Genomic DNA, 24874 nt, shown 5'->3' on the forward strand with positions numbered 1-24874 from the left:
GGCCTTGGGGGCGGCGATGCGGAAGCTAATCCACATCGCCTATGGCATCCTCAAGACCCAAACCGAATATCGGTCGCAAACCACCTAATGGGTTGTTTGTGACTGGTTAGGAGAGATGGTATCTAGGGCCGGAGGCGTCAGCGATGGAAGCCGAAGGGCGAGACGCCAACGGCGGCTCGATGCAAAGCACGACAGCGCGACCGGCCATGACTGCCTGGCCGGGGATGCCCCGATCAGCTATCTTTAAACCTGATTGTGGTCAGTGCCGTGCATCGGCCTGCAGGACGGCAGCATCCAGGAATCTAAAGACTGAAATGGCAGGCCGACCCACAGCGGTGATTGCAGAACCGACGGTGAATTGCTGGCAGGAGCGCTCTTCCGCAAGATCGTCTGTCGGGAGATACAAACAAGGCTGTAACGATTTAAAATAATGGGGTTGCTGCCGATATACTGCTTCTTCGTTCAGACAGGCTCGCACTTCGACAACCACGGTTGCTGCTGAAATCACAAGGAAGAACATGACCGCCCTCTATCAACTTGCAGTACTTGGTTCGCCAACCGATACCCAGCTTTCTGAGCTTGAAGAAATCGTCGAAACTGCCGTAGGTATGTTCAACTTGCGACTAGGGCATGAAGTTGGATGGGAGGTGCGCCCGGAAGAGTTTAACCCCGACCAACAGCGCTCATCCGCTGCGGTGTTTTTCGGGGGCGAGAATCCCCCCCTCGCCAACGTGGCGAAGTTGCTGGAGCGAGGCATCCCGTTACTGCCGATAGCATCCGACGTCAATCGAGTTGACGCAGAGATTCCTGAATTACTGCGACCTCTCAACTGCTTAGCCTATGCCGCCAACGGGCCACAGCGTGTCGCGACCGCTTTACTTGAGTGTGTAGGGTTACTACCTCGCCAGCGCCGAGTATTTGTAAGCTACCGCCGAGGCGAAGCCCGTGAGGCAGCCTTGCAACTCTTCGATGCCTTATCCGCTCGACTATTCGATGTGTTTCTCGATACGCATGGGATTCCACCCGCGGAAGATTTTCAGACAATGCTCTGGCATCGCCTTTGCGATTCCGACGTTCTTGTGATGCTTGACACGCCAGCTTACTTTGAAAGCCGCTGGACAAGCGCAGAGTTCGGACGTGCTCTGGCGAAGGGCATCAGCGTCTTGAGGGTCGGCTGGCCAGACGCCACGCCTTCTGCTCGCACGGCAACAGCCAGCCGGGCAGAACTGTTGCCCGAGGAAGTCGATCCGGCCACAGGGCGCCTCGCAGATGGTGCAGTGGGCCGCATCTGCCTGCAGCTTGAGGAAGTTCGCAGCCAGAGCCATGCAGTTCGTTCTGTCAATCTCGTAAGCAACTTGCGCAACGCTATTCAAACGATCGGCGGCCAAATCGTCGGAGTAGGCGCCAATAAGGCAGTTTATGTCCAGCTACCCGATGGACGGAGTGTGGTCGTCTATCCAACGGCCGGTGTTCCCACATCGACAACCCTGCATAACGCATCCACCAATTCGCCGGATCAATCGGTTGCCGTCGTTTACGATCATGTTGGCTTGCATCCCCGATGGCTGGGGCATTTGGATTGGCTGGGCCAGCATATCCACTCTGCGCGATGGGTCAAAGCCAGCGAGGCTGGCTGGCAATTTGCGGACTGGGAGGCCTGAATCGTGAGCGCAATCTTCCTTTCAGCCAGTGTCCCGCTAGTGGGCCGCGGCTCGTATCACGAGACTGCCAATCCATTCCTCATTCAGTGCGCTGTGAGGGAGTTGGTCATCGCCGTCATCCGTCAGCACAAGATCGTGTGGGGAGGCCATCCCGCTATCACTCCCATGATCTGGAGCATTTGTGAGGATTTGGGTGTCGATTATTCTCGGGCCGTGGTTCTGTACCAGAGCAGGTTCTTCGAGGATCGTTACCCGGATGAAAACGAACACTTTCACAATGTTGTCTTCACCGACGCAGTTCCCGATGACAGAGATGCGAGCCTGCTATTAATGCGGGAAAGAATGCTGTCGCGCGATGATCTCGTTGCCGCTGTTTTCATCGGTGGCATGGAAGGAGTGGAAGCCGAGCATGAACTCTTCAGACAATTCCATCCGGCCGCCAAGGTTCTGCCCGTACCGTCGCCAGGTGGGGCGGCTTTGAACCTAGCTAAGGACCAAGGCTATTTCACCGATGCAGATCTTGGCGATGTGGACTTTGCGCAACTTTTTCACACACACCTCGAATTAAACATTCATGGTGCAGCGGGCTGATTCTCCTCTGCCGATTCTCACTAGCCAACAAAAGGATTCGCCATGCCACGGAAAGTCTTCTATAGCTTTCACTATCAACGCGATAGTTGGCGCGCCTCCAAGATACGGAATATTGGTGTTGTGGAGGGCAACCAGCCAGCAAGCGATAACAAATGGGAAGAGGTAAAGCGAGGCGGCGAGGCCGCAATCAAGCGCTGGATTGACGATCAACTGCACGGGCGGACATGCACAATTGTTCTTATCGGAGCCGAAACGGCGAATCGCCCCTGGATTCGATATGAGATTGAGCAGTCATGGAATAGTGGCAAGGGGCTCTTGGGGATACGAGTCCATAAGTTGCTGGACCACAACCAACAACCATCAGTTACCGGGGCCAATCCGTTTGACGCATTTACCTTGAACGACGGTAGAAAGCTATCCACCGTCGTCCGCATGTACGATCCACCGGGGACCACGAGCAGCGCGGCCTATAACCACATCAGTGACAACCTGTCGGTCTGGATTGAAGCGGCGATCGCTGCTCGATAAGAAGCCAAGCCTCTCGTCAAAACAACGACCCAGTGCTCATGGGGTGCCCATAGAGTTCTGTGATTTGCTTCTGGAACTGGGTCTGTCCTCCGTAGCTAGGATGCCTCACGCAAATCACGGGTACGGAATCTATGATGCGATGAGCCACAGCGGCGGCATCGTTACCAATGGCGACGATACGAGAGGGGCGTAGCAAGACAATAAGCTGTTGGAGCAATTCTTCGCCGGCTCGCCTCTCGCGCGCGTTGTGCTGCCGGTTGGTGAACGGATCTCCTGATTCATGCGGATGAAGAGGGAAGACATTCCAGAGAAAGATGCGGGCATCAATGTGTTCCAGCATGCCCCATATGACCGCGGCGGTTCGTTCGGCTACAGCACTGCCTATCGTCGGCCGCTCGGCGACCTGATCGAGATTCCAACGCCTAGCGTGCTGGCTTATGTGAACGTCGTCGGTCAGGGCTAACCCCGTACGGCGCCCTCCGCGGTATCCGAGGTCTCGTCCGATCCATATCGCGTCTACGGGTTCCTCGGCTGCACGACGCAACATAGCGGACAGTGCAGCGGCACGGCGACGTGGTGCATCGCGTCGATCATGGATTTCACAACGATCCGAATACGGATTGAAGCAGTTTTCGAACTGCAGCGAAGCAACTGCATCAACGAACGGGTGGATCTTCATTCTTCAGACTCAAGTGGCATGTATTTGATGGTGCGTTGTTCTCGGTTTCCAATGATCCAGCCACCTTGATTTGCCTTGAGCTGGCGGAAGACAGCATAGCCGTCAAGGATTGCCTTCTCCCAGAGTTTTAGCGGACATTTCTCCACCTCGTAACCACTCACGAACTCGCCAATGGTCTTGAGAATCCCAAGTGAAACTTTTTCCTGGTCCTCGAAGAAATTCAATTCTTTGGCTCTGGAGAAAATCCAGGCTGTAAGTCCTTCCTCAACGACGATGGCCCGGCCACTGTCCTGCTCTTCATCGTATTTCGGATTGCTCTTTCGCTTGTGCTTGATCAATGCCCGTATCACTGGCGACCAATGCAAGATGGCTACATAGGCGAAATGGAAGACATCATGGAACCGGTAGCCATCGCGGTCGGCGATATTGTCGGTCAGAGGGTCTCCAATGAATACACCCTTCCACTGGAGATAACTCTTGCCACTACCTCGTTGATTGACTCGGATTTTGAAGACCCGGGGTAGCTGTTCCTCAATCCCAAACTCACTGTCGAAATCAAGGCCAGCCAAGTCTTCTGCCTGCGGCTCCAAGAACGCGCCGCGAGCTTTCCGGAGATTGCCGCGAGCCACCTCCGAAAACGCAAGTTCGGCCGCATGTATTGCATCCAGATAAGTTCGCGCGAAAGTAATCAAATCAGCGCGCGTAGGAGTGGTTCCCAGCAGGGTCGCTGCTGACTGCCCCAAACGCACCAAGGTGGCATCCAACGAAGTAGTCGCGGCGACGGGCACAGCGATATAGGCCAACGCACCTTCGGTGATGTCACTTGCAGCACCCACATTCTTGAAGTTTCCGTGGTTCGCGGCTTCCGCGAAGACCTCTTCAAGAGGAATCTGCAAGCGCCTGCAGATCGCGGCCAAATACCAGAGGGTGTCACCAAACTCTTCTTCTGCCGCCTTCTTGAAACCAGGGTAAGCGGTTCTCTCTCGAACATTTTTCTTAGCCGTAGCCATTATTCCACCGACTTCTCCGTATAGACCTTGGAGGACCGGATTGAAGTCATTTGGATTGAGTACGTCTGTGGCTGCTATTTCCGCAGCGTAATCCGAGAGCAAGAGGGAGCCTTCTTCCTTTTTCATCGGTCACCTTCGAAGAGTCAGCCATTCGAATGGAGCGCCCTGATAGCCGCTCAGATTAAAGCTGCGAACCCATTGCTCAAGGTTCTCAATCAGTTGCGCATCGTCAAAAGTAGTTAGACCTCTTCCCGTTTTGCATAGAGGGCGATTTTTCTGGTCTTTCAGTCCCTTGGGAAACTCCGGGCCCTCGCCCCCGAAATACACGAAGTCATTGCTGATCAGAACTCTATTGACACCTGTATCACGGATGACATGGTCCGGGTTGAGCGTGCCGTTGGGGCGGGAGTGAAATGAGTCTCGCTGCTGCCAGGCGTTTCCAGGCGCAGCCCTGAAATAGATGTTGTCCCCGCAACTTTGCTTCCGACTCCCATTGCGGTACGGCTTCTTGCATTCAAACCGTGGATCTGCGCCATATTCGTCAAATGTCATCGCCTCGGTGACGCGCATCGCGTACACGAGATGCCCACCACGTCGGACAGTTTTATCATTGCTGCCACTGCCAACCACCCAATCACCGATGTCAGCGGATCGGCGGATATTAGGTTTGCAAGTCGCAAGCGTGCAGTAGCCATAGAAAGGATTGGGTGCGAAACCGCTGTCGTATCGCACCACATAGGAGTGAATGCGAGCCATCAGCAGGGGTGCCGCTTGAGTGGAACCGGGTCGCAGGCACCACCGTCTGGCTTTTCCCACGAGTCCTTCCCGTTGATCGCGTCAATGATTGCATCGCCGTTCCACCCAACCAAGGCGTCGGCATATTCTTTCAGGGCCTCTGGAAGGTCGCATTCCTTCTCGCCATGCTCCCAAACACCAACAATGCGCTTGCCCTGTTTGGCCGCATATTCGATTTCCCAGTTCACCCAATCGCTATTCTTGGTCTGGGGGGAAACGTAGCAAATGAACACTCCAGCCCAGTTGATGGCCGGAGCAAGGATCTGCGTCTTTATATAGTGCTCATCGGTAGCATTGTTGAACTTCCCTGTATGGATGGAGGAATCTCTGGCCTCGATCCCTTTTGGAGCCAACAGATCCTTCAGTTTCTGGAGTCCGTGATCGTCCTTATGGACATGGCTGATGAATACGTTCCTTTTCTCTGCCATCTGTCACCTCCATTATTTTTTACATGGTTTGAAGTTCGTAACTGTGTTTTCGGCCGCTGTGGTAGGAATCGCTGATCTGTTTGCCTTGATCAAATAATTGCCTGCAATCCCTTGTCGGCGATGACGTTAAGCAGCTTGAGCGCAGGTCCCGTGGGATGGGTTTCGCCTTGTTCCCACTTTCGCACAGTCGAAGCGGTGGTGTGCAGGTGGAGGGCGAATACCGGCTGGCTGAACTTCAACCTTTCGCGCAGGTGCTTGATGTCGGCAGCACTGAACCCCCGCACCGGCGGCGGGCAGATCGAGTCGAACTCGCGCATCGTCACCTTGCTGATCGCTCCCGCGCCGTGGAGCGCAGCCAAGTCGCCACGCAGGGATTCAATGATCTTGCTCACAATGTACCTCCAATAACACGCCCGACTGCAACGCCTTCGACAAGGCTTCTGCGGACAGTTCCAAGAACACCTTGCCGGCGAATTGCAGCGCCTGCTTCTCATCCTGCGTGACGTTCGCCCTATCGCTCTTTGGAAACCCATGCAGGAACACGTAGCGGTTGCTGATTCGGGCCGACAGCAGAGTGCGGTAGCCGCCACTCTTGCCGCCGCCGGGACGCGCCACCCGTTTCTTGTAGAGGTGGCCACCCAGATCCGCGTCGATCAGACCGCTTTCCATCTCCTTGACTGCCTTGCACAAAGCGCTGTCGGGCAGCTTCTCGCCCGCCTGCCACCGTGCGAAGTCCTTTCGCTTGAGGATGCGCGTCATCCCAACCTCCAAACTATACCCGATACGGGCATGATTTTCAATGTCCAAGTGCAATGGCCACCGTTCATGCAGTTGCGGCCTTCTGGAATTTGGTGAGCGCTGCATACCTTGCCGATAGGACGTCAGGGCCTTATTCAGTGCGGGCTGCTTGCTCCGTTGCTCTTCTACATCGCGGTTGTGTACGGCGATGTCCCTGGTCCGCCGCACGTTAACGTCCGGTTCGTCAAAGTTCAGAAGATTGGCCATAGCCACCCAGCCATTACCGCCTTCCCCTGCTGTGACTCGCCCTAGCAGGTTGGCCCAATTGTATTCAATAGCCACCATAACTCCATTGCCCAAAATCGCCTTGAGCACAGCATTGGAGTCACACATGGAATCCCAGCCACGCCAGTCCCTGCCAATACCGGGAACACCAGAATACGAGGAATTACCTCAATACGTGGAGAGTCCCCCTCTCCCCTTTCTCAGAACGATCCGCCGACAGGAGCTGCACCAGATCGTGCCCTTGGCAGAAACGACGATCTACGATATGGAGCGCCGTGGCGAATTCCCGCGCCGTTTCAACCTGACACCCCGCTGTGTGGTGTGGGACCTGAAGGAAGTGGAAACCTGGATCGAGGAGCGGAAGCGACAATCCCGATCAGGAAAGGCAGCCCCCACTCCGGGACCGGATGTGAGGCAACGTATCGCCCGTCCGGTCCGCGATCCCAACGACTGAGCGGTTGGCTACGCGGTCAGTCGTTCCATATCCCCGTGGTCACGCACCGGATGACGAATCGCCTCCTTGGTGATATTCACTTGCAACGCCACTTTCGCTGCTTCCAGTATGCCAACATCGATTTGGTAGCCCCCTCGCGCCTTGAGCCAGTCAAGCACTTCTGCGAGATGCCAGATCGAGGCGCTACCTTCGTGGACAGGCATGGGAAACGTCACTCGGTGGGCAAGCATCAATTTCCGCATTGCCTGCCGGGAAACGCCCACGATGTCCGCCACATCGGTCAAGCCAACAAGGTCCGGCGAGGCTTCGATCAGACGCGCGGAAGGAACCGCGCTTTTGACATCGACCAGGGCGGTGCGGACTGCCTCCTCAGCGCTGTCCGCCTCACGGGAGAATTCCAGCGCCAGACGACCAGGCTGCCCCACGCCCACCAAGGCGTCATCACAACCAGCAGCGCCCAAGCGCTCCACCAGTGCATCCATATCACTGTCGTGGTCAGCCAACTGGTATTTCAGCGTAAAAATGTATTCCATGGTTCAACCCTCCGGTTCCGCCTCGCCCCGACGCATGTGGGTGGAGCATTTGTCCACCACCCTGCGAAGCGCCCGGGCGTGGCTACCAGGACTTCTCGGCGTACTCCACACACTCGCGATACAGAACTCACCGCAACGGCATTCATCGTCATTGTAGGGGCAGTAGATCTTGCCCCAGGCATGGCCACCGCCCACCTCGACTCGCCAGCCTGCCCCTTCCGCATGCCTGATCGCGGCTTCAATCTCTTTCTTCGGGTGTGATGGACGAGTCATTCCTTACCTCCAGTATGGGAACGACACCCAAGGTTGTCAAGCGACAACCTTGGGCTATGGAGAGCCTCCCTCTGACCATCGTCCTGGTTCGCCGAACGACCAATAGACTCACCTAGAGTGAGCCTATTGGATTTTTCATAAACCATTTGGCCAAGACCAACACACCGCACCGGCCCTAGGAAGCCAACAATCACCCTATTCGCGATACTCATACCGATGCCTTCAATGCCGGCACTGACATGCTTTCCGGCATCAGGGACGGAACGTAGCTCCCCCCTTCCGCCCAGGCATCGATCATATTGGCCCACTCCTGCAGCATGTGCCGGCGCTGTTCGGCATACTCCGCCTTGTTGTACACCGCCCGTGAGGAGCGGCCATCTTCATGGGCTAGGGCCTTCTCGATCCAGTCGCGATTGAAGCCGACTTCATTGAGCAGCGTGGAGCCGGTGCGACGCAAATCGTGAACGGTGAAGGGTTCCAGCGGCAGTCCCTTTTTCCGCGCCTGCTCCGAAACCTTCAGAGTCACCCGATTCAGCGTGCCCATGGACATGCTCTGATCGCCGTCATAGCGAGCCGGGAGCAGGTACTTGGAACCACCGGCACAGGTCTTCAGTGCCACCAGAATGTCCAATGCCTGCCGGGACAGGTAGACGTTGTGGGGAAAACGGCGCTTCATCCGTTCCTTGGGAATGCTCCATACCCCGGTCTCAAAGTCCACTTCTTCCCAGGTCGCCTTGAGCAACTCCCCCTTCCGCACCAGGGTTAACAGGATCATGCGCAGCGCCAGTCGAATGGTCGGCGATGTGGGGATGGTTTCCATCTCATGGATCATCAGACGAATTTCAGCGGGAGACAGCGCCCGGTCCTTCGGTGCGAAGGTTGCAATAGACGATGGGCTCACTTCGTCAGCCGGATTGGCCACCTTTTCACCGTGCATGATGGCGTGCGCATAGACCTGCTTCACGATATCGCGGACATGGATGGCGGTTGCCGGCGCCCCGCGCTTCTTCACCTTCATGCACAGCGCCCGGAGATCGTCCGGGGTGATTTCCGCCAACAGCCGGTTCTTGAAGACCGGCAGGATATCGCGATCGACGATGTGCTTGCGCATGGCTCTGGTGCTGTCGGCCATGCCGGAGGCTTCCATCCATACACCGGTGAATTCGGCGAAGGTCTTCGCACGGGATAGGCGACGTTTCTCCCGTTGTTTCTCCTGAGCGGGAGAACGGCCCTCGGCCACCACCTTGCGAGCATCCAATAGACGCTCACGCGCCAGGGCTAAGGAAATACCGCCCGGCCCGTAACGGCCCAGAGTGAGGGTTTCACGGCGGCCGTTGAGGCGGTAGTCGTAGCGGAAGGTGATGGTGCCGGTTTTCGACACCGTCACGTACATACCATCGCGGTCGGCAACCTTGTAGGTGGCAGCTTTGGGCTTGAGTTTGCGTAGCGCTGTATCGGTCAACATGTCAGGGACTCTCCTGTGTTTGCGGTTGGTTACCGTCAAGGGTCAGGAGCCCTGATGATGTCCCTAACTCCTTGTTATCAAAAGAAGTCAGGGCGTAGTTTTACCGTCATGCTGAAAATAGCCATGACGGTAAACGGGAGAGTCTTGCTTCGAGGGATTTGCGATACCGTCGCTTTTACCGACAGGTGTTCCTGCTTGCCGCCGATAGCCACCGATAGATAATGCGACGTAAATTCATCAAAATCATTAAGTTACGCCGCTTTCTCGATTGCTACCGATAGTCCCTGAAAGACGTATTTTCACTCCCACTCAATAGTAGCAGGCGGCTTACTGCTCACATCATAAGTCACCCGAGAAACCCCTTCCAACTCATTAATAATCCGATTGGAGACCTTCTCCAGCAGCTCATAGGGCAGGTGCGCCCAGCGGGCGGTCATGAAGTCGATGGTTTCTACCGCGCGTAGCGCGATGACCCATTCGTAGCGGCGGCCGTCGCCTACTACACCAACGGATTTCACCGGCAGGAAGACGGCGAAGGCTTGGCTGGTTTTTTCGTACCAACCGGCGGCGCGCAGTTCTTCGATGTAGATGGCATCGGCTTCACGCAGGATGTCGGCGTACTCTTTTTTAACTTCGCCCAGAATACGCACGCCCAGGCCAGGGCCGGGGAATGGGTGGCGGTAGACCATATCGTAGGGCAGGCCAAGCTCCAGGCCGAGTTTACGCACTTCGTCTTTAAACAGTTCGCGCAGCGGCTCGACCAGCTTGAGCTTCATGGTTTCCGGCAGGCCACCTACGTTGTGGTGGGATTTGATCACGTGCGCTTTGCCGGTTTTGGAGGCAGCGGATTCGATCACATCCGGGTAGATGGTGCCCTGAGCGAGGAAGTCTACGCCTGCAATCTTGCTGGCTTCTTCATCGAACACGTCGATGAAAGTGTTGCCAATAATTTTGCGCTTGGCTTCTGGGTCTTTCTCGCCCTTCAGCTTGCCGAGGAACAGCTCTTCGGCGTCTACGCGGATCACCTTAACCCCCATGTGCTTGGCGAAGGTTTCCATTACCTGATCACCTTCGTTCTTGCGCAGCAGGCCGTTATCGACGAATACGCAGGTCAGCTGGTCACCAATGGCTTTGTGCAGCAACGCGGCAACTACGGAAGAGTCTACGCCACCGGAAAGGCCGAGCAGTACATGGCGATCACCCACTTGCTCGCGTACGCGCTGTACTTGGTCTTCGATGATTTGCGCGGGTGTCCAGAGTTTTTCGGCTTTACAGATATCCAGTACGAAGTGCTCAAGAATACGCTGGCCTTGCAGGGTGTGGGTCACTTCTGGGTGAAACTGTACCCCAAAAAACTGCTTCTCTTCCCAAGCCATGGCGGCAATTGGGCAGCTCGGCGTGGAAGCGGTGACGGTGAAGGTGTCGGGGGCTTTGGCAACTTTATCGCCGTGGCTCATCCATACATCCAGCAGCGCGTTGCCAGTCTCGGCGTCTACGTGGTCTTTGATGTCTTTAAACAGGGCGGTTTCGGCATCCAGGCGGATCTGGGCGTAGCCAAACTCGCGCTGGTTGGAGCCTTCCACTTTGCCACCCAGCTGCTCAGCCATGGTTTGCATGCCGTAGCAGATCCCAAACACCGGCAGGCCCATTTCGAATACGCACTGAGGAGCGCGGGGGGAATCCAGCTCGGTGACGGATTCCGGGCCACCGGCGAGGATAATGCCGTTGGGGTTGTACTCGCGAATTTCTTCTTCGGTGATATCGAAGGCGCGAATTTCAGAGAATACGCCAATTTCGCGTACCCGGCGGGCGATCAACTGGGTGTACTGGGAGCCGAAATCGAGAATCAGAATCTTATGGGCGTGAATGTCACTCATGGCGGAGCCTCTATAACGCGGAACGGCCGCATTGGCTAAAAAGCAAGCGGCGGGGCAATGCCCGCCGCCATGTAACTAAATGCGCTGGTTAGCTCACCCGGTAGTTGGGAGCTTCTTTGGTGATCTGCACGTCGTGGACGTGGGATTCATTAAAGCCAGCGCCGGTAATTTGTACAAATTCCGGCTTGGTGCGCATTTCCTGGATATCGCGGCAGCCGGTGTAACCCATGGAAGCACGCAGGCCACCCATCAGTTGATGAACGATGGCGCTCATCATGCCTTTATAGGGAACGCGGCCTTCGATGCCTTCCGGTACCAGCTTTTCAGCACCGGCATCTTTATCCTGGAAGTAGCGGTCGGCACTGCCCTGGCTTTGCGCCATGGCGCCCATGGAGCCCATGCCACGGTAGGCCTTATAGGTACGGCCCTGGAACAGTTCCACTTCACCCGGCGCTTCTTCGGTACCGGCCAGCAGGCCACCTACCATCACGGCACTGGCACCAGCGGCAATGGCCTTGGCCAGGTCGCCGGAGAAGCGTACGCCACCATCGGCAATCAGTGGAATATCGAACGCTTTCAGCGCTTCGGCAACGTTGGAAACCGCGCTGATTTGCGGTACGCCAACGCCTGCCACGATGCGTGTGGTGCAGATAGAGCCAGGGCCAATGCCCACTTTAACGCCATCGGCACCCGCTTCCGCCAGCGCTTTGGCAGCGGCACCAGTGGCGATGTTGCCACCAATCACCTGAATTTGCGGGAAGTGCTCTTTAATCCAACGAACGCGGTCGATAACCCCCTGGGAGTGGCCGTGGGCAGTATCCACAATGATCACATCCACACCGGCTTCGGCCAGGGCGGCAACGCGGTCGGGAGTTTCCGGGCCAGTACCCACGGCAGCGCCTACCAGCAGGCGGCCATCGCTATCTTTGGCGGCCATGGGGTAGGTACGGGCTTTTTCGATATCCTGGAACGTCACCAGGCCACGCAGGTGGAAGGCGTCATCAACAATCAGCATTTTCTCAATGCGGTGTTCGCGCATTTTGGCTTTGCTGATTTCAAGCTCGGTGCCTTCGGGAACGGTGATCAGGCGCTCCCGGGGGGTCATGATCGCTTCTACACTGTCACCATAATTCGGCTGGAAGCGCATGTCCCGCTCTGTCACGATACCTACCAGGGTTTCGCCTTCTACCACGGGGAAGCCGGAGAAGCCGTACTCCCGCGCCATGCTCAGCAGGTCTTCCAGCTTGGCTTTAGGGCTAACGGTCACAGGGTCTTTGACAATCACGCTTTCGTGCTTTTTAACCTTGCGGACTTCCGTGGCCTGCTGGGCCATGGTCATGTTCTTATGGATGATGCCAATGCCGCCTTCCTGGGCCATCGCAATCGCTAGTCGCGCTTCGGTAACGGTATCCATCGCGGCGGAAACCAGGGGAATATTCAGAGTAAGATTACGGGTCAGGCGGGTTTTAAGGCTGACATCCTTAGGCAGAATGTCGGAGAAGCCAGGAACGAGAAGTACGTCATCGAACGTAAGCGCTTCTTGGGCCATACGTAGCATAGCGGCAACACCCATTATGAAGTGGGAAGATGGGGCGTGAAAGGTTAATCGCCTATTATAACGTTTTGAGGGCCACCCCAGCAATGTGAAGGCGGTTTTCAATTGATACGGATGGCTAATAAGCTATACCGATTACAACCTTAATAAGGCTGCCCTATGTCGGAAACACCCCAAGCGCTCTCTGTGAGTCAATTGAATCAGCGCGCCAAACAGACCCTTGAGCGTGACGTGGGGGAAGTGTGGGTGGAAGGTGAGCTTTCCAACGTATCGCGCCCCGCCTCCGGCCATATCTACTTCACCCTGAAGGATGACCGGGCACAAATTCGCTGTGCACTGTTTCGCCAACGGGCACGCTTTGTTTCAGCCCCTATGCGCGATGGCGATCAGATAAAACTGCGTGGCCGTGTCTCTCTGTTTGAGCCCCGCGGTGATTACCAACTGATTGCCGATGCGGTGCAGGCAGCAGGCCTGGGAGAGCTGCTGGCTGCCTTCGAGCGCTTAAAAGCACAGTTGGAAGGCGAAGGCGTATTTGCCAATGCCCGCCCCCTGCCCTTTCCGCCGCGCAAGATTCTGATTTTAAGCTCGGCGACTGGCGCGGCCATTCGCGATGTATTGGCAGTGCTGGAAGCGCGCTGGCCCCTGGCGGATGTGACCTTGATTCCCGTGCCGGTACAGGGAGCAGAAGCGGCTCCGGCAATGATTGCCGCCCTTGGCCTGCTCAACCGTCAGGCACGGTTAGACCCCACGCAGGATGTCGTGTTGATCACCCGCGGAGGCGGCAGCCTGGAGGATCTATGGGCATTTAATAATGAACACCTTGGACGGGCCATTTTCCATTCGCGCCTGCCGGTGATGTCGGCGGTGGGCCATGAGGTAGACGTCACTCTGGCAGATTTTGCCGCAGACGTGCGTGCGCCCACCCCTTCCGCCGCCGCAGAGCGCCTGGTTCCCGACCAACAGGCACTAAAGCTCCAGCTTGAGCAGAGCGAAAACCGGCTTTACCGTGCTATGCAGGCCCGCCTGGAGCGTGATAGCCAGCGGCTGGATACGCTGCGCGCCCGGCTGCGCCATCCCGGCGAGCAGCTTAATCACCAGAGCCAGCATGTAACCACGCTCACACAACGGCTGATGCGGGCCATGCAGCAAACCCTTGGGCAGCAGCAGGAACGGGTAAACCAATTACACAAGCGGCTGGTCAGCCAGGATATGGCCCGGCTGCATAAAGCCGAACAGGAGCGCATTAGCTATTTACAGCGTCGTTTGGCCAGTGCCATGCAGCGGCTGCTGGAGGTGCGCCAGGCACGATTAAGCAGCGCTGCCCGCGAGCTGAATGCAGTTAGCCCACTGGCGGTGTTGGGTAGAGGTTATGCGATTGCCCAGGATGAGCAGGGTCAGGTGGTGCATCGGGCACAGGATACCTCGCCTGGCCAGACGCTTTCACTACGGTTAGGGGAAGGAAAGCTGAGCGTGGAAGTGAAGCGGCGCTATAAGAAGCACTGAACTACCGCCCGGTAATATTTTGCATTGTAATAATGCGAGCGAGACTAAAAATTACCGTTCGGGAATACTTTATAGGCAAAGCGACTCCTTATCGGCTATTATTACCGAACGGTAATTCATGTGAGATATCCGCCATAATGACTCAAGACCTCCTCGCTACCCGAATACGAACAACGCAAGAGCTAGGCGCACTGGTTAAGCAAGTGCGTCAATCGCAAGAATTACTGCAAAGCGATGTGGCAGGCTTGGCTGGCACTGGCAACCGTTTTATCGTGGACTTGGAGCGCGGCAAACCCACGCTTCAACTGCAAAAGGTGCTCGACACTCTCGACCTGATGGGCTTAGAGGTGGTTATTCAGCGCAAGGGGCCACAGCATGAGCGCTGAGCACGAGGCACTGGACCTTTACTGGAAGACCCAACGCGTTGGGCGGCTGTTTAATGAACAGCCTCTGCGTTTTCGCTATGACAACGGCTGGTTAGAAGCGCCTGCGGCTGTCAGCCTCTCTCCACGCCTTCCACTTTCACAGCAAACACATAGTGGTAATGATGTACTGGCATACTTTGAAAATTTGCTGCCCGAAGGCGGGTTGCGTCGTCATATAGAACTCAGTCATCACACGACGACAGTATTTGGTCTACTCCGGTCGGTGGGTGGAGATACTGCCAGTGGCTATCTTTTACTCCCTGGGGGTGAAACACCTCAGCCAGCCTGTTATCGCCCAACAAGTTGGGAGGAAATAAACAGCTTTTTACATAGCGGATCGCAGACAGAACTCGCTGAGCAACTAATTCATAATGCCCGTATTTCGTTAGCAGGTGCGCAGAACAAGCTGCTGCTTATGATCGATGAGAATGGCAACCCTGCTATACCCGAAGGCGCCGCCCCATCCAGCCACCTCCTTAAACCCGACATCAAAGGTTTGCACGGAGTTTGGTGCTCCGCACTGAATGAAACCCTCTGCATGCAGCTAGCAGCAGCGCTGGCGTTGGATGTTGCCGAAACCAGCTTCCAACCTGATACAAGGGCTTGCCTGATTAAACGGTATGACCGTGTAATGAACCATACAACAGGCCAGCTAGAACGCTACCATCAACTTGATTTTTGCCAATTGGCAGGAACACCTTCAACACTCAAATATGAGAGTGACGGTGGGCCAGGCTTACTGTCCTGCCGCCAACAACTCCAACAAGTAGGCGTACCCGCCAAAGATTTACAGCGTTTTGTTAGATGGTTCTTTTACAACTTGTTTATTGGCAATAACGACAGTCATGCGAAGAACCTCTCTATCCTGCATACTCCCGAAGGGGTAAGGCTGTCTCCGTTTTACGATTTGATGTGCACCACAATTTATAGCGGGTTATCGAAGCGTTTTGCCTTTCAGGTCGATAGCGTTGACCATCCAGGGGATATTGGACGTTTACATTTAGAGTCGCTCGCCAAAGCATTAAGTTTTAAACCAGCCTACTTTCTTCGCCAGGGCCTTCAACTTGCCGATGAAGTTCTCACGTCTCTGCCTGATGTGATCGGGGATCTGTCCAAAACGGCTCAGCCGGGTAATGAACAGGTAACGCTTGAGCGCCTATTCCAGCGCATTACCACAAATTGCCAAAAAATGACTCGTCGCTGGAAAATTGCCTCAAAGTAAAGCGGCGCTATAAGTAGCGCCGCGAAGGTATGACTGGCAACAAGGATGTCTTACTACTTGTCGTTGCCCGACTTTTTAGCCGGGGCGTCATCTGAGTCTGGGTTCACATGGTGAGTATCCGGCATCGGATTGGCGTCATCGTGGTGATCATCACGATGGTCGTTTTTCTTGCCATCTTTATCCAGACTTGCGTTTACAGCGGAAAGTGTGGTGTTCATGTTACCTCCTACTCCATGGTGGTAGTCATCGGAAAGCCGATGTGCTCATGAGATGCCAACAACTAACGCGAGGTGGCCCTGTTCACTATAGCTGCTTCACGTTGTCATGCCATTTTCCATTGGGCACTATGAGGCTGCACCCGGCATGATCGAAAATAAAGACGGCATTTGCTCCGCCTCTTTCTGAATATTGTCATCAATCGGTGTGTCGTAAGTCTTGAGCAAATAGCCCAACACCGAATAGAAACCTACCATGGCAATCAGATCGATCACTGCCTTGCGCCCAATGGCGTCTGCCAACGCTGCTTCCTGTTCTTTAGCCAGCATTCGGACGTCGAATAGCGCATCAACCGCTTTGACGATCAGACCATCCACCCCATCCGGAATGCCACGAATCGCATTAATCCGTTCAGGGGTGAAGCCAAGGGCGAGCGCTCGGCTAACATGGTGCGCCCACTCATAGGCAGCGCCCATGCGCAGACCAGCGCGCAAGATCACCACTTCCGTCAACTCTGGCCCTAACGCATTCTCCTTCACAACATGCTGGCGCAAGGGTGCCCATGCTTCGAGCAGAGCCGGGTGGTGAGCCATCGTGCGATAGACGTTAAGAGCGCCGGCAAAGCCTTCACGCAGATCAGCGATTTCATCCGGCCAGTTAGCATCAGTCATCGGCATACAGGGGGAGAGAGTCATTAAGAAGCTCCTTTCCAATCGAAAGTTATTGTCCTATTGCGGCTTCAATCGCACCGGAAATACGCTCAACGATCAGATCGACTTCACCGGGTTCAATGATATAGGGCGGCGCCAGCAAGATGTGCTCACCATAAATGCCATCTATGGTGCCACCCATGGGATAGCTAATCAGCCCTCTTGCCATCGCCTGTTTTTTGATCCTGGCGTGAATTTTTCGGGCTGGATCAAAAGGCGTCTTTTTGTCCCGGTCCGCAACAAGCTCAATACCGCGAAACAGCCCTCTGCCGCGAATATCTCCGACATAGGGTGATGCTCCAAGCGCCGTTTCAAGGCCACGTTGCAGCCTCTCCCCCATGGCATTCACATTAGCCAGCGTCTCTGGCCGTGCAATAATCTCGACCACTTTATTAGCGGCGGCGGCGGCAACAGGGTGACCAAGGTAGGTATGCCCGTGCTGAAACAGGCCGGAACCATTGGCAAAGCTGCTGTAAATCCTGGATGACAACATCACCGCGCCAATCGGCTGATATCCGCCACCCAGGCCTTTGGCTATCGTGATGATATCCGGCGTTACCCCATCCTGCTCACAGGCAAAAACGGTACCTGTCCTACCCATACCGCACATCACTTCGTCGAGGATCAGCAATACGCCATATTTATCGCAAATACCACGCACACGTTTGAAGTAATCCGCCTCAGAGGCAACCGCACCAAGTGTGGCACCGACGACGGGCTCAGCAACAAAGGCCATCACCTTCTCGGGGCCAAGCGCCAGAATCTTGGCTTCAAGTTCATCCGCCAGCCGTGCGGCGTAAGCCTCCGGCGACTCATCACTGCCCTTATCGCGGTACGCATAGCAGGGAGAGACATGGTGGGTTTCTGGCAGGATGGGCTGAAACTGCTTGCGACGCATCGCATTTCCTCCCGTTGCCAACGCACCAATGGTGTTACCGTGATAGCTCTGGCGTCTGGCAATAATATGCCGCCGCTGGGATTCGCCAACCTCGACGAAATACTGCCGCGCCATCTTGAGAGCGGCTTCAACGGCCTCTGAGCCACCCGAAACCAGATAGACGTAATCCAGCCCTTCCGGGGCCAAATCCACCAGCTTCTCAGCAAGCGCCTCGGCAACGTCAGTCGTGAAAAAGGCCGTGTGAGCGTAGCAGAGTCTATCCATCTGAGAGCGCATGGCTTCCAACACCTCCGGGTGAGCGTGGCCGACGCTTGTGACGGCAGCGCCTCCTGACCCGTCCAGGTAACGACGCCCCGTGGTGTCAGTGATATAGACGCCCTGAGCCGATGCGGCGCGAGGCAGCTCCATGCCGATGCTACGATGAAGAATGTGAGCCATGATGCCTTTTCCTGGTTATCCAGCGGAGTAAACTCAAAGTGACAAAGAGGAGATTGGCACAATCTTACCCGACAATGCAACAAAAGAATCATTTATATTATTTTAAAACATATGAATCATTGTTTTTTGAGAAAAGTAACGTTTAAATTCATGCGCTATCCAGCGTCTAGGATCCACCGGTCTTACGGCTTGCTATTTATCAATCACTGACACGAGCCGGGGTACGAGGCAATATCATATGTCCCAGAGCGATCCTTTAAGAGAGCAGGTCATAGCTCAGTTCGACGCCATGTCTCCACAGCTTCAACAGGCGGCTCGCTATATACTTGAGCACCCGGATGAGGTGGCGCTGGTTTCCATGCGAGAGTTAGCGCGCCATGCGGCAGTGCAGCCCGCCACCATGACCCGGCTTGCCAAGTTCCTGGGGCTGCAGGGGTACGATGACATTCGCGCCCACCATGCTGAGGCGCTGCGTCGGGGAAACGATGGTTTCGCTGCCAAGGTTCGTCAACGGGTCACCAGCGTCACCGAAGCGACCGAAAGCGATATCGCCTACCATATGCTCAACGGCTTGAGTGCTCAGATTTCCCAGCTCTGTGAGCCTGATACACTGCGGCGGCTGACAGCCACAGCTAACAGACTTGCGTCGGCGAGAAAAGTGTATGTTTTAGGCTTACGTTCCTGCCATTCTGTTGCTTGGCATTTTCATTATGTCATGTCACTTTTGGGTGACCGTTCCGTCCACCTTGATGGGCCTGGAGGAACGGGTGGCGATGCGCTTATTCGCGCTAAGCCAGAAGATGTCGTGCTGGTCGTCTCTATCAAGCCTTACGCTGTCGATACGTTGGAACTGGCACAATTGGCAAAAGACAAGGGGCTGGATATTCTTTCCATCACCGATAGCGAGGTGTCGCCGTTGGTAGGCATTTCAACGCACACTATTCTTTGTTCCACGGAGAGTTATAGCTTCTTCCATACACTAACGCCCGCCCTGGCAGTCTCCGAAGTGCTGTGTACTTTATTGGCTGAATTTGACCGCCCTAAGACACTGGATGCTTTGCAGAGTGCCGATGAACACCTTTTACATCTTAAAACATATTCGACCGCCCCCCCTCGGCGGGAGTGATATATACCGCCTGGGCAGGGCATACTGTTCATAGCGATTACATTCTCAATGCTTGTGCTGCGAAGTCACAGTCAGCAGTCAGACAGCGGCGCGGCCCAGCACTAGCGTATTTCGACATCAAGCGCAGTAATAAACTGATCCCGGCGCGTCAGCTCATCCACCGCCGCCTCCCCTGCTAGTGTTGCACACGCATTAATCAGGCACTCCATGGCGGCAAAGTAGGCCACCATACTATTGGAAATAAAGCTGGATTCATGCGGAATCAAGATTGACAAGTCAGCATGCTTCACCAAGGCTGAACTGGCGTAATCTGTAATAGCTAACGTTTGCATACCGCTCTGCTGAGCCAAACGGCATACATCCACCACCTGCCGGGTATACGGCTTGCAGCTGGCTGCAATCAACACATCCCCTGGAGACATGGCAGCTAACCCTTCCGCGATCCCCGTATTGGCATCGCTTAATAGCGCCACATCTGAGCGCAGCATCCCAATACCGTAAGCTGAAAAGCTGCACAGTGCATGGAACTGGCGCACGCCATATAGCCTGACTCTAGGCGCGTGCATCACCGCTGTCGCAAAAGCGGTGATATCTTCATGCGTTAGATTGGTGAGAAAACGCTCGATATTATGCTGATTCTCCTCGCAAAGCTGACGCGCCTGGGAATGGAGGCAGCTACGATCCGCTTGCAGAGCCTGGGTGGCATGATTGCGATAGAAAGAGTGCGATGAAGAAAGCCCTGGGCTTAATAAGACAGCTTGCAGACCGCTGAATTTCTCATACCCCAACGATCTCGCTAACCGGGAAATTGTCGATGGATTAACCTGCAAGCGACGCGCTGCTGTTGAAATCGACAGCAACGCCTGGTCTCCTTGCAGGTCAATGAGTCGCGCCAGTGTTTCCTGCGCCTTGGGGCCAAGGCGCAGGCTGCTCTCTCCCCTTGCAATACTGAGCGCTAACTCGCGCAGCGAATCAATGTCCTGGGGGGGGGAGTGCCCTTCGCTGGAAGGCTCAGCAGTTGGCATTGAGCGTGAGTAATCCGGCATATGCGGGTGGGGCTCCAGGTCGGTCATAAAGTTGCCATGCTACACCATCCACATTGAACTGCATGATCGCTGTGACCAAGGTGTTCTCGTGATCGGGATCATCCGCAGCAAGACGCAGTATGGGCAATCCGTCACCTTGCTGATCATGTAGTACGTCGAGCGCACCGATAACACCACTCGCGATTAATTGCTCACCTCTGCGCTGGCGATCTCTTGATGAGTCCGTGATCCACTGTTTTGCGATACCTTTCGAGTGATATAGCGCATGGTTAGCATGAATACTCGGCTGATCCAGAACACGAGTCGCCACCTCTCCCCCTCCCAGCTCGACACTCACCACAGCGTTTGCACCTTGCTCCGCCAGCGAAAAATGGAACCCGCCACTGTTGGCGTAACGCTTGAATAACGCTAATACCCCACTAACACTGTTTTGCATTAACGTTGCGCGGCCAAGCACCATGCGCGGTATTGTCGGCGCTATACCCGTTAACCGCAGGTTATTGACGGCCTGTATCCAACCACTTTGGCTAAACGCAAGTGTGTGCCCCGGCAGTGAACCGGGATAACAGAAGGACGTAAAGCCCATGGCATTGTCCGGGGTAATCTCTGCCATAAAACAGTGGCCCCGAAAAAATGGCAGCCCGTCTTCATTGTGTGCAATCGTAGGATGATCGCCGGGCAAGATTAGCGTCGTGCAACCATCGGGGGCATGAGCCAGCAAATCCCCTCGACAATTCCAGGCAAATACCGCCTCAATGGGCAGTGACAGCCCTTCCGCCAACCCTTCAAGCTCCTCCCATACCAGTGGGAAATCGCGCTGCGTGTTCGCCGCCATCATGGCGACGATATCCCGATGGGCAGGGGCCGTGACCTCAGCCCAAATCGCACTTGGCAACAGATGCTGATGCACCGCATCATGCCCGGCACTACCCAACGCGACACCGATATCGTATGGGCACCCATTGATCACGTGCCAGCCAAGCGAGCTTGCTTGATCAAACATGGCGCAGAAAATCCTTCATCCGGTCATTAGGAGGGTTATTGATGACATCAACAGGATTACCATCAACCGCTATCTTGCCATGCTCCATAAAGATGAGACGTGTACCTACCTGTTTGGCAAACGACATTTCGTGAGTCACCACCACCATTGTCATCTGCTCTTCAGCCAGGTCACGCATCACATTCAGTACCTCCTGTTTAAGCTCTGGATCAAGCGCTGAGGTAGGTTCGTCAAACAGCATCACCTTGGGTTTGATCGCTAGAGAGCGGGCAATCGCAACCCGCTGCTGCTGGCCACCAGAAAGCTCGTGAGGATAGTGCCGGGTTTTGTCTCCCAATCCGACTTTTTCCAGTAGTGCCTGCGCATTGGCATTGGCATCCTTACGGCTAATCCGGCGTACGTGACGCTGGCCAAACGCCACATTCTCCAGGGCTGTCATCTGTGGAAACAGGTTGAACTGCTGAAACACCATACCGGCTTCCTGGCGAATTTCGCGCAACACCTTGTTGCCGCCATTCACACTTAACGTATCCACGACAAGATCCCCTGCGGTGATCATTTCCAATCCATTAATGCAACGTAAAAGGGTGGACTTGCCTGAGCCGGAGGGACCAATCAACACCACGACTTCACCACATTGGATCTCCAGATCCACGTTCTCCAGCACTTTCAGTGAGCCGAAATGCTTGGAAACATTGTTGAACGTTATAATAGCGCTCATAAGATCCTCATCCGCTTCTCAATGACGCGTAGCAATAGTGACAAACCACCCGTCATGATCAGGTAAAACACGGCGACTGCCGTCCAGATTTCCACAGCGCGAAAATTGGCCGCCATGATTTCCTGGCCAGTACGTGTCAGCTCACCAACACCGATCACGATAAACAGAGATGTGTCTTTAAGGCTGACAATGCATTGATTACCCAGTGGCGGAATCAAACGGCGAAAAGCTAACGGGCCAACGATGTAAGTGATCACTTTCCAACGCGGCAAACCTATTGAAAGGCCGGCTTCCGTTAACCCTTTGGAAATGGAAAGCACCGAGCCACGGACTATTTCAGCGATATAAGCACCCGCGTTGATGACAATCGCCAACACCGCTGTCGTCATCGGATCGATACGGATATCAACCAGTACCGGCAAAGCAAAATAGAGAAACATCACTTGCACAACAATCGGCGTACCACGAATAACTTCAACGTAAATAAAGGCAAGTGTATTAAGAACGTAACCGCCATAGGCACGCACCACTCCAGTGATAACCCCGAGTGTAATGCCGCCTATCAACCCCACAACCGTAATGTAAAGCGTGACTCTTGCCCCATGTAACAGATCAGGCAGGAAATCAAAGATAATCGACCAATCGACATTCATAGCGATACTCCTGATAGCGTAATGTCTGCGGAGGGAGAAGCTCTCTCCGCAGGAGACAACGTAAACGTCAGGAGTTATTCCGTTGGCGCTTCACCAAACCACTTGGCGTAGATTTCGTCATAGCGCCCATCTTCACGCATAGCGGCCAATACTTCGTTAACCGGCTCAACCAGTTCGCTGCCTTTGGGGAAAGCAATGCCATACTCATGGGCCATCATTTGCTCACCCACTGCCTTCACTTGACCATCACCGGCGGTCGCTATGTAGTAAAGAACATTGGGTGTATCATGCATCGCCGCGTCTACACGGCCAGTACGCAGTTCTAAATAAGCATTATCAATATTGGGGAACTGGCGTAGCTCGGTTTCGGTAAAGTTCTCCCGTGCATAATCGGCAGCAGATGTACCTGTGCGCACAGCCAATGTCTTACCTGCCAGGTCCTCAGCACTTTCGATATCACTGTCAATGGGTACCATAATCCGGAAGCCACTCTCATAATAACCATCAGAAAAGTCGATGACTTCAGCACGATCTTCACGAATCGTGATACCCGCCAACGCAACATCCAATTGACCAGTCTGTAAACCTGGGATAATGCCGTTAAAGTCCATTGGCCGCAGCTCAAACTCCAACTCAAGCTCGTCAGCAATGATGGCCCACATGTCGATATCGAACCCGACATACTCACCATTCTGAACGAACTCGAAAGGAACGAATGCAGTATCGGTAGCAACGACCAGGGTATCAGCCAGAGCGGAGGCCGCCGTGCAGGAAAAGGCCGTTGCGGCCACGAGGGCAGTCAAAGTTTTCATCTAAATCTCCTTCATAACGTCGATGTTATTAACCCGTTGTGAGCGACGTGGCGTGCAGATGGCGGTGTTGTTATGCGTTGGTCTAGCTCCCCACATAGTCATGGAAGGCATTGCTGGCGCCATCAATGCAAATATAATTGCACGAAGAAAATAATTGATCAAATATTTGCAAATAATTTTCTTAAACACCCCACATGCCCATGTCCGCTCCTCTTGGATAACCGCCATACCGCATCGCCGCCCTCTGCTACTGGCTACCTGAACACGGGGGTTTGCCCTTCTCTACGGCATTGTCTACGGTGAAAGCAGGAAAGCACTCGAGGATGCGGGTGCCAATGTGCCAACAAAGGAGTGATTGCACATGAATGACCAGCAACAGCCCCCACAGCATCAGGCCAAGCAGCCCGGCGACGAAAACGCCATGCATCCTGAGCCTGAATATATTCGTGACAGTTATCGAGGCGCCGACAAGCTACTGGATAAGGTCGCCATCATTACCGGCGGCGACAGTGGCATTGGCCGTGCCGTGGCGGTTCACTACGCCCGGGAAGGTGCCGACAGTGTGATTGTGCACTTGAAAGAGTCGCGGGATGCCGAAGCAACCAAACGGCTGGTGGAAGCGGAAGGCCGCCGCTGCCTGGTGCTGAAAGGCGATGTGGCAGCCCCCAGTTTCTGCCGTGAGATTGTGAATCGCACCAAACGCGAGTTCGGCAAGATCAATATCGTGATTAACAATGCCGCAGAACAGTACGACTGGGACGATATTACCGAGATTCCGGATGACCAGCTGCTACGCACCTTCCAGACCAATCTCTTCAGCCATTTCTACTTAACCAAAGCGGCACTGCCTCACTTAAGCGAAGGCGATACCATTATTGCCACCTCGTCTATCAATGCCTTTAAGGGTAACGATACGCTGATTGATTACACCGCCACTAAAGGGGCCATTCAGGGCTTGGTGCGCTCACTGGCGATGTCATTGATGGATCGTGGTATTCGGGTGAACGCCGTGGCACCTGGGCCGGTGTGGACCCCGTTGATTCCCGCCAGTTTTGAGGCAGAGAAAGTGGCTGAATTTGGTAATCAGGTACCAATGAAACGTGCCGGGCAGCCCAGTGAAATCGGGCCTGCCTATGTATATCTCGCCTGCGAGGAATCCTCGTATATGAGCGGGCAAACACTGCACCTGAACGGTGGGGTTATTTTAAATACCTAGCCCCCGGTGGGTA

Annotated in this window: 29 protein-coding genes; 9 read left to right on the top strand and 20 right to left on the bottom strand. The window is 54.8% G+C overall.

Going from position 1 to position 24874, the window contains the following annotated elements; all coding sequences use genetic code 11:
• Positions 1-259: 259 nt before the first annotated feature.
• Complete coding sequence (locus HP566_RS15885; RefSeq protein ID WP_249978254.1) at positions 260-520, bottom strand: hypothetical protein; 261 nt, start codon at positions 518-520, stop codon at positions 260-262.
• Between HP566_RS15885 and HP566_RS15890 the strand changes: the two genes are divergently transcribed.
• The 3 genes from HP566_RS15890 to HP566_RS15900 are packed head-to-tail and all read left to right on the top strand — an operon-like array spanning position 519 to position 2780.
• On the top strand, positions 519-1661 hold the full coding sequence (locus tag HP566_RS15890) for a toll/interleukin-1 receptor domain-containing protein (protein WP_249978255.1): 1143 nt from the start codon (positions 519-521) through the stop codon (positions 1659-1661). The two genes, HP566_RS15885 and HP566_RS15890, sit on opposite strands and share 2 nt — an antisense overlap.
• 3 nt (positions 1662-1664) lie before the next feature.
• The gene (locus HP566_RS15895) at positions 1665-2252 is read left to right on the top strand and encodes a hypothetical protein (RefSeq protein ID WP_249978256.1); all 588 of its coding nucleotides are present in this window, start codon (positions 1665-1667) and stop codon (positions 2250-2252) included.
• 42 nt (positions 2253-2294) lie between these two features.
• A complete protein-coding gene (locus tag HP566_RS15900) occupies positions 2295-2780 on the top strand; it encodes a TIR domain-containing protein (protein WP_249978257.1) in 486 nt (161 codons plus the stop codon).
• Between the two features lie 16 nt (positions 2781-2796).
• On the opposite strand, the gene HP566_RS15905 is transcribed toward HP566_RS15900, so the two are convergent.
• The 6 genes from HP566_RS15905 to HP566_RS21905 form a co-directional block, all read right to left on the bottom strand.
• Entirely contained in the window at positions 2797-3459 is a 663-nt protein-coding gene (locus tag HP566_RS15905) for a uracil-DNA glycosylase (RefSeq protein WP_249978258.1), read from the bottom strand.
• Entirely contained in the window at positions 3456-4595 is a 1140-nt protein-coding gene (locus HP566_RS15910; RefSeq protein ID WP_249978259.1) for a nucleoside triphosphate pyrophosphohydrolase family protein, read from the bottom strand. Before HP566_RS15910 ends, HP566_RS15905 begins: the two co-directional genes overlap by 4 nt.
• Positions 4596-4598: 3 nt before the next feature.
• Positions 4599-5225, bottom strand: a complete 627-nt coding sequence (locus tag HP566_RS15915) for a hypothetical protein (protein WP_249978260.1) — start codon at positions 5223-5225, stop codon at positions 4599-4601.
• Positions 5225-5692 (bottom strand): TIR domain-containing protein, encoded by a 468-nt coding sequence (locus HP566_RS15920; RefSeq protein WP_249978261.1) that lies wholly within the window; start codon positions 5690-5692, stop codon positions 5225-5227. The genes HP566_RS15915 and HP566_RS15920 overlap by 1 nt, the downstream gene beginning before the upstream one ends.
• 89 nt (positions 5693-5781) lie before the next feature.
• Positions 5782-6084, bottom strand: coding sequence for a helix-turn-helix domain-containing protein (locus tag HP566_RS15925; RefSeq protein ID WP_249978262.1), 303 nt, complete (start codon positions 6082-6084; stop codon positions 5782-5784).
• On the bottom strand, positions 6068-6823 hold the full coding sequence (locus HP566_RS21905) for a type II toxin-antitoxin system RelE/ParE family toxin (RefSeq protein ID WP_425348205.1): 756 nt from the start codon (positions 6821-6823) through the stop codon (positions 6068-6070). The genes HP566_RS15925 and HP566_RS21905 overlap by 17 nt, the downstream gene beginning before the upstream one ends.
• Between HP566_RS21905 and HP566_RS15935 the strand changes: the two genes are divergently transcribed.
• Positions 6822-7169, top strand: a complete 348-nt coding sequence (locus HP566_RS15935; protein ID WP_425348206.1) for an AlpA family phage regulatory protein — start codon at positions 6822-6824, stop codon at positions 7167-7169. The genes HP566_RS21905 and HP566_RS15935 overlap by 2 nt on opposite strands.
• Before the next feature lie 8 nt (positions 7170-7177).
• Here HP566_RS15935 and HP566_RS15940 read toward each other — a convergent pair whose 3' ends face one another.
• From HP566_RS15940 to guaB, 5 genes are all read right to left on the bottom strand, one after another.
• A complete protein-coding gene (locus HP566_RS15940; protein WP_249978263.1) occupies positions 7178-7702 on the bottom strand; it encodes a helix-turn-helix transcriptional regulator in 525 nt (174 codons plus the stop codon).
• A gap of 3 nt (positions 7703-7705) precedes the next feature.
• Positions 7706-7975 (bottom strand): hypothetical protein, encoded by a 270-nt coding sequence (locus tag HP566_RS15945; protein WP_249978264.1) that lies wholly within the window; start codon positions 7973-7975, stop codon positions 7706-7708.
• A gap of 208 nt (positions 7976-8183) precedes the next feature.
• On the bottom strand, positions 8184-9440 hold the full coding sequence (locus tag HP566_RS15950) for a tyrosine-type recombinase/integrase (protein WP_249978265.1): 1257 nt from the start codon (positions 9438-9440) through the stop codon (positions 8184-8186).
• 299 nt (positions 9441-9739) lie between these two features.
• Complete coding sequence (gene guaA, locus HP566_RS15955) at positions 9740-11317, bottom strand: glutamine-hydrolyzing GMP synthase (RefSeq protein ID WP_249978266.1); 1578 nt, start codon at positions 11315-11317, stop codon at positions 9740-9742.
• Between the two features lie 88 nt (positions 11318-11405).
• Complete coding sequence (gene guaB, locus HP566_RS15960) at positions 11406-12875, bottom strand: IMP dehydrogenase (RefSeq protein WP_249978267.1); 1470 nt, start codon at positions 12873-12875, stop codon at positions 11406-11408.
• A 156-nt stretch (positions 12876-13031) separates the two neighbouring features.
• Between guaB and xseA the strand changes: the two genes are divergently transcribed.
• From xseA to HP566_RS15975, 3 genes are all read left to right on the top strand, one after another.
• The gene (gene xseA / locus HP566_RS15965) at positions 13032-14375 is read left to right on the top strand and encodes an exodeoxyribonuclease VII large subunit (RefSeq protein ID WP_249978268.1); all 1344 of its coding nucleotides are present in this window, start codon (positions 13032-13034) and stop codon (positions 14373-14375) included.
• A 137-nt stretch (positions 14376-14512) separates the two neighbouring features.
• Positions 14513-14761 carry a transcriptional regulator gene (locus tag HP566_RS15970; RefSeq protein ID WP_249978269.1) on the top strand — a complete coding sequence of 83 codons (249 nt, stop codon included), beginning with the start codon at positions 14513-14515 and terminating at the stop codon, positions 14759-14761.
• The gene (locus HP566_RS15975; RefSeq protein ID WP_249978270.1) at positions 14751-16022 is read left to right on the top strand and encodes a type II toxin-antitoxin system HipA family toxin; all 1272 of its coding nucleotides are present in this window, start codon (positions 14751-14753) and stop codon (positions 16020-16022) included. Before HP566_RS15970 ends, HP566_RS15975 begins: the two co-directional genes overlap by 11 nt.
• A gap of 53 nt (positions 16023-16075) precedes the next feature.
• Here the strand turns inward: HP566_RS15975 and HP566_RS15980 are convergent, their stop codons facing one another.
• The 3 genes from HP566_RS15980 to HP566_RS15990 form a co-directional block, all read right to left on the bottom strand.
• Positions 16076-16240 carry a hypothetical protein gene (locus HP566_RS15980; protein WP_249978271.1) on the bottom strand — a complete coding sequence of 55 codons (165 nt, stop codon included), beginning with the start codon at positions 16238-16240 and terminating at the stop codon, positions 16076-16078.
• Between the two features lie 126 nt (positions 16241-16366).
• On the bottom strand, positions 16367-16933 hold the full coding sequence (locus HP566_RS15985) for a carboxymuconolactone decarboxylase family protein (protein WP_249978272.1): 567 nt from the start codon (positions 16931-16933) through the stop codon (positions 16367-16369).
• Positions 16934-16958: 25 nt separating this feature from the next.
• Positions 16959-18284 (bottom strand): aspartate aminotransferase family protein, encoded by a 1326-nt coding sequence (locus tag HP566_RS15990; protein ID WP_249978273.1) that lies wholly within the window; start codon positions 18282-18284, stop codon positions 16959-16961.
• A gap of 238 nt (positions 18285-18522) precedes the next feature.
• On the opposite strand from HP566_RS15990, the gene HP566_RS15995 reads away from it, so the two are divergent.
• Complete coding sequence (locus HP566_RS15995; RefSeq protein WP_249978274.1) at positions 18523-19410, top strand: MurR/RpiR family transcriptional regulator; 888 nt, start codon at positions 18523-18525, stop codon at positions 19408-19410.
• Positions 19411-19511: 101 nt separating this feature from the next.
• Here the strand turns inward: HP566_RS15995 and HP566_RS16000 are convergent, their stop codons facing one another.
• The 5 genes from HP566_RS16000 to glnH form a co-directional block, all read right to left on the bottom strand.
• A complete protein-coding gene (locus tag HP566_RS16000; protein ID WP_249978275.1) occupies positions 19512-20483 on the bottom strand; it encodes a MurR/RpiR family transcriptional regulator in 972 nt (323 codons plus the stop codon).
• Positions 20422-21459, bottom strand: a complete 1038-nt coding sequence (locus tag HP566_RS16005) for a C45 family autoproteolytic acyltransferase/hydolase (protein WP_249978276.1) — start codon at positions 21457-21459, stop codon at positions 20422-20424. The genes HP566_RS16000 and HP566_RS16005 overlap by 62 nt, the downstream gene beginning before the upstream one ends.
• Entirely contained in the window at positions 21452-22180 is a 729-nt protein-coding gene (gene glnQ, locus HP566_RS16010; protein ID WP_249978277.1) for a glutamine ABC transporter ATP-binding protein GlnQ, read from the bottom strand. The genes HP566_RS16005 and glnQ overlap by 8 nt, the downstream gene beginning before the upstream one ends.
• Complete coding sequence (glnP, locus tag HP566_RS16015) at positions 22177-22833, bottom strand: glutamine ABC transporter permease GlnP (protein WP_249978278.1); 657 nt, start codon at positions 22831-22833, stop codon at positions 22177-22179. The genes glnQ and glnP overlap by 4 nt, the downstream gene beginning before the upstream one ends.
• Before the next feature lie 74 nt (positions 22834-22907).
• Entirely contained in the window at positions 22908-23645 is a 738-nt protein-coding gene (glnH, locus tag HP566_RS16020) for a glutamine ABC transporter substrate-binding protein GlnH (RefSeq protein ID WP_249978279.1), read from the bottom strand.
• A gap of 361 nt (positions 23646-24006) precedes the next feature.
• Between glnH and HP566_RS16025 the strand changes: the two genes are divergently transcribed.
• Positions 24007-24861, top strand: a complete 855-nt coding sequence (locus tag HP566_RS16025; protein WP_249978280.1) for an SDR family oxidoreductase — start codon at positions 24007-24009, stop codon at positions 24859-24861.
• The last annotated feature ends 13 nt before the right edge of the window (positions 24862-24874 follow it).

The organism is Vreelandella olivaria (genome assembly GCF_023507745.1).
In the GTDB taxonomy this organism is placed as follows: domain Bacteria; phylum Pseudomonadota; class Gammaproteobacteria; order Pseudomonadales; family Halomonadaceae; genus Vreelandella; species Vreelandella olivaria_A.

Coding starts and splice junctions, on each gene's coding strand:
- HP566_RS15905 (WP_249978258.1), bottom strand. CDS start 3,459: ATGAAGATCCACCCGTTCGTTGATGCAGTTGCTTCGCTGCAGTTCGAA.
- HP566_RS15910 (WP_249978259.1), bottom strand. CDS start 4,595: ATGAAAAAGGAAGAAGGCTCCCTCTTGCTCTCGGATTACGCTGCGGAA.
- HP566_RS15935 (WP_425348206.1), top strand. CDS start 6,822: ATGGAATCCCAGCCACGCCAGTCCCTGCCAATACCGGGAACACCAGAA.
- HP566_RS15970 (WP_249978269.1), top strand. CDS start 14,513: ATGACTCAAGACCTCCTCGCTACCCGAATACGAACAACGCAAGAGCTA.
- HP566_RS15945 (WP_249978264.1), bottom strand. CDS start 7,975: ATGACTCGTCCATCACACCCGAAGAAAGAGATTGAAGCCGCGATCAGG.
- HP566_RS15995 (WP_249978274.1), top strand. CDS start 18,523: ATGTCCCAGAGCGATCCTTTAAGAGAGCAGGTCATAGCTCAGTTCGAC.
- HP566_RS15990 (WP_249978273.1), bottom strand. CDS start 18,284: ATGGCTCACATTCTTCATCGTAGCATCGGCATGGAGCTGCCTCGCGCC.
- HP566_RS15920 (WP_249978261.1), bottom strand. CDS start 5,692: ATGGCAGAGAAAAGGAACGTATTCATCAGCCATGTCCATAAGGACGAT.
- HP566_RS21905 (WP_425348205.1), bottom strand. CDS start 6,823: ATGTGTGACTCCAATGCTGTGCTCAAGGCGATTTTGGGCAATGGAGTT.
- guaA (WP_249978266.1), bottom strand. CDS start 11,317: ATGAGTGACATTCACGCCCATAAGATTCTGATTCTCGATTTCGGCTCC.
- HP566_RS15975 (WP_249978270.1), top strand. CDS start 14,751: ATGAGCGCTGAGCACGAGGCACTGGACCTTTACTGGAAGACCCAACGC.
- guaB (WP_249978267.1), bottom strand. CDS start 12,875: ATGCTACGTATGGCCCAAGAAGCGCTTACGTTCGATGACGTACTTCTC.
- HP566_RS15915 (WP_249978260.1), bottom strand. CDS start 5,225: ATGGCTCGCATTCACTCCTATGTGGTGCGATACGACAGCGGTTTCGCA.
- HP566_RS15985 (WP_249978272.1), bottom strand. CDS start 16,933: ATGACTCTCTCCCCCTGTATGCCGATGACTGATGCTAACTGGCCGGAT.
- HP566_RS16005 (WP_249978276.1), bottom strand. CDS start 21,459: ATGTTTGATCAAGCAAGCTCGCTTGGCTGGCACGTGATCAATGGGTGC.
- glnP (WP_249978278.1), bottom strand. CDS start 22,833: ATGAATGTCGATTGGTCGATTATCTTTGATTTCCTGCCTGATCTGTTA.
- HP566_RS16000 (WP_249978275.1), bottom strand. CDS start 20,483: ATGACCGACCTGGAGCCCCACCCGCATATGCCGGATTACTCACGCTCA.
- HP566_RS15940 (WP_249978263.1), bottom strand. CDS start 7,702: ATGGAATACATTTTTACGCTGAAATACCAGTTGGCTGACCACGACAGT.
- HP566_RS15950 (WP_249978265.1), bottom strand. CDS start 9,440: ATGTTGACCGATACAGCGCTACGCAAACTCAAGCCCAAAGCTGCCACC.
- HP566_RS16025 (WP_249978280.1), top strand. CDS start 24,007: ATGAATGACCAGCAACAGCCCCCACAGCATCAGGCCAAGCAGCCCGGC.
- HP566_RS15900 (WP_249978257.1), top strand. CDS start 2,295: ATGCCACGGAAAGTCTTCTATAGCTTTCACTATCAACGCGATAGTTGG.
- glnQ (WP_249978277.1), bottom strand. CDS start 22,180: ATGAGCGCTATTATAACGTTCAACAATGTTTCCAAGCATTTCGGCTCA.
- HP566_RS15980 (WP_249978271.1), bottom strand. CDS start 16,240: ATGAACACCACACTTTCCGCTGTAAACGCAAGTCTGGATAAAGATGGC.
- HP566_RS15890 (WP_249978255.1), top strand. CDS start 519: ATGACCGCCCTCTATCAACTTGCAGTACTTGGTTCGCCAACCGATACC.
- xseA (WP_249978268.1), top strand. CDS start 13,032: ATGTCGGAAACACCCCAAGCGCTCTCTGTGAGTCAATTGAATCAGCGC.
- HP566_RS15885 (WP_249978254.1), bottom strand. CDS start 520: ATGTTCTTCCTTGTGATTTCAGCAGCAACCGTGGTTGTCGAAGTGCGA.
- glnH (WP_249978279.1), bottom strand. CDS start 23,645: ATGAAAACTTTGACTGCCCTCGTGGCCGCAACGGCCTTTTCCTGCACG.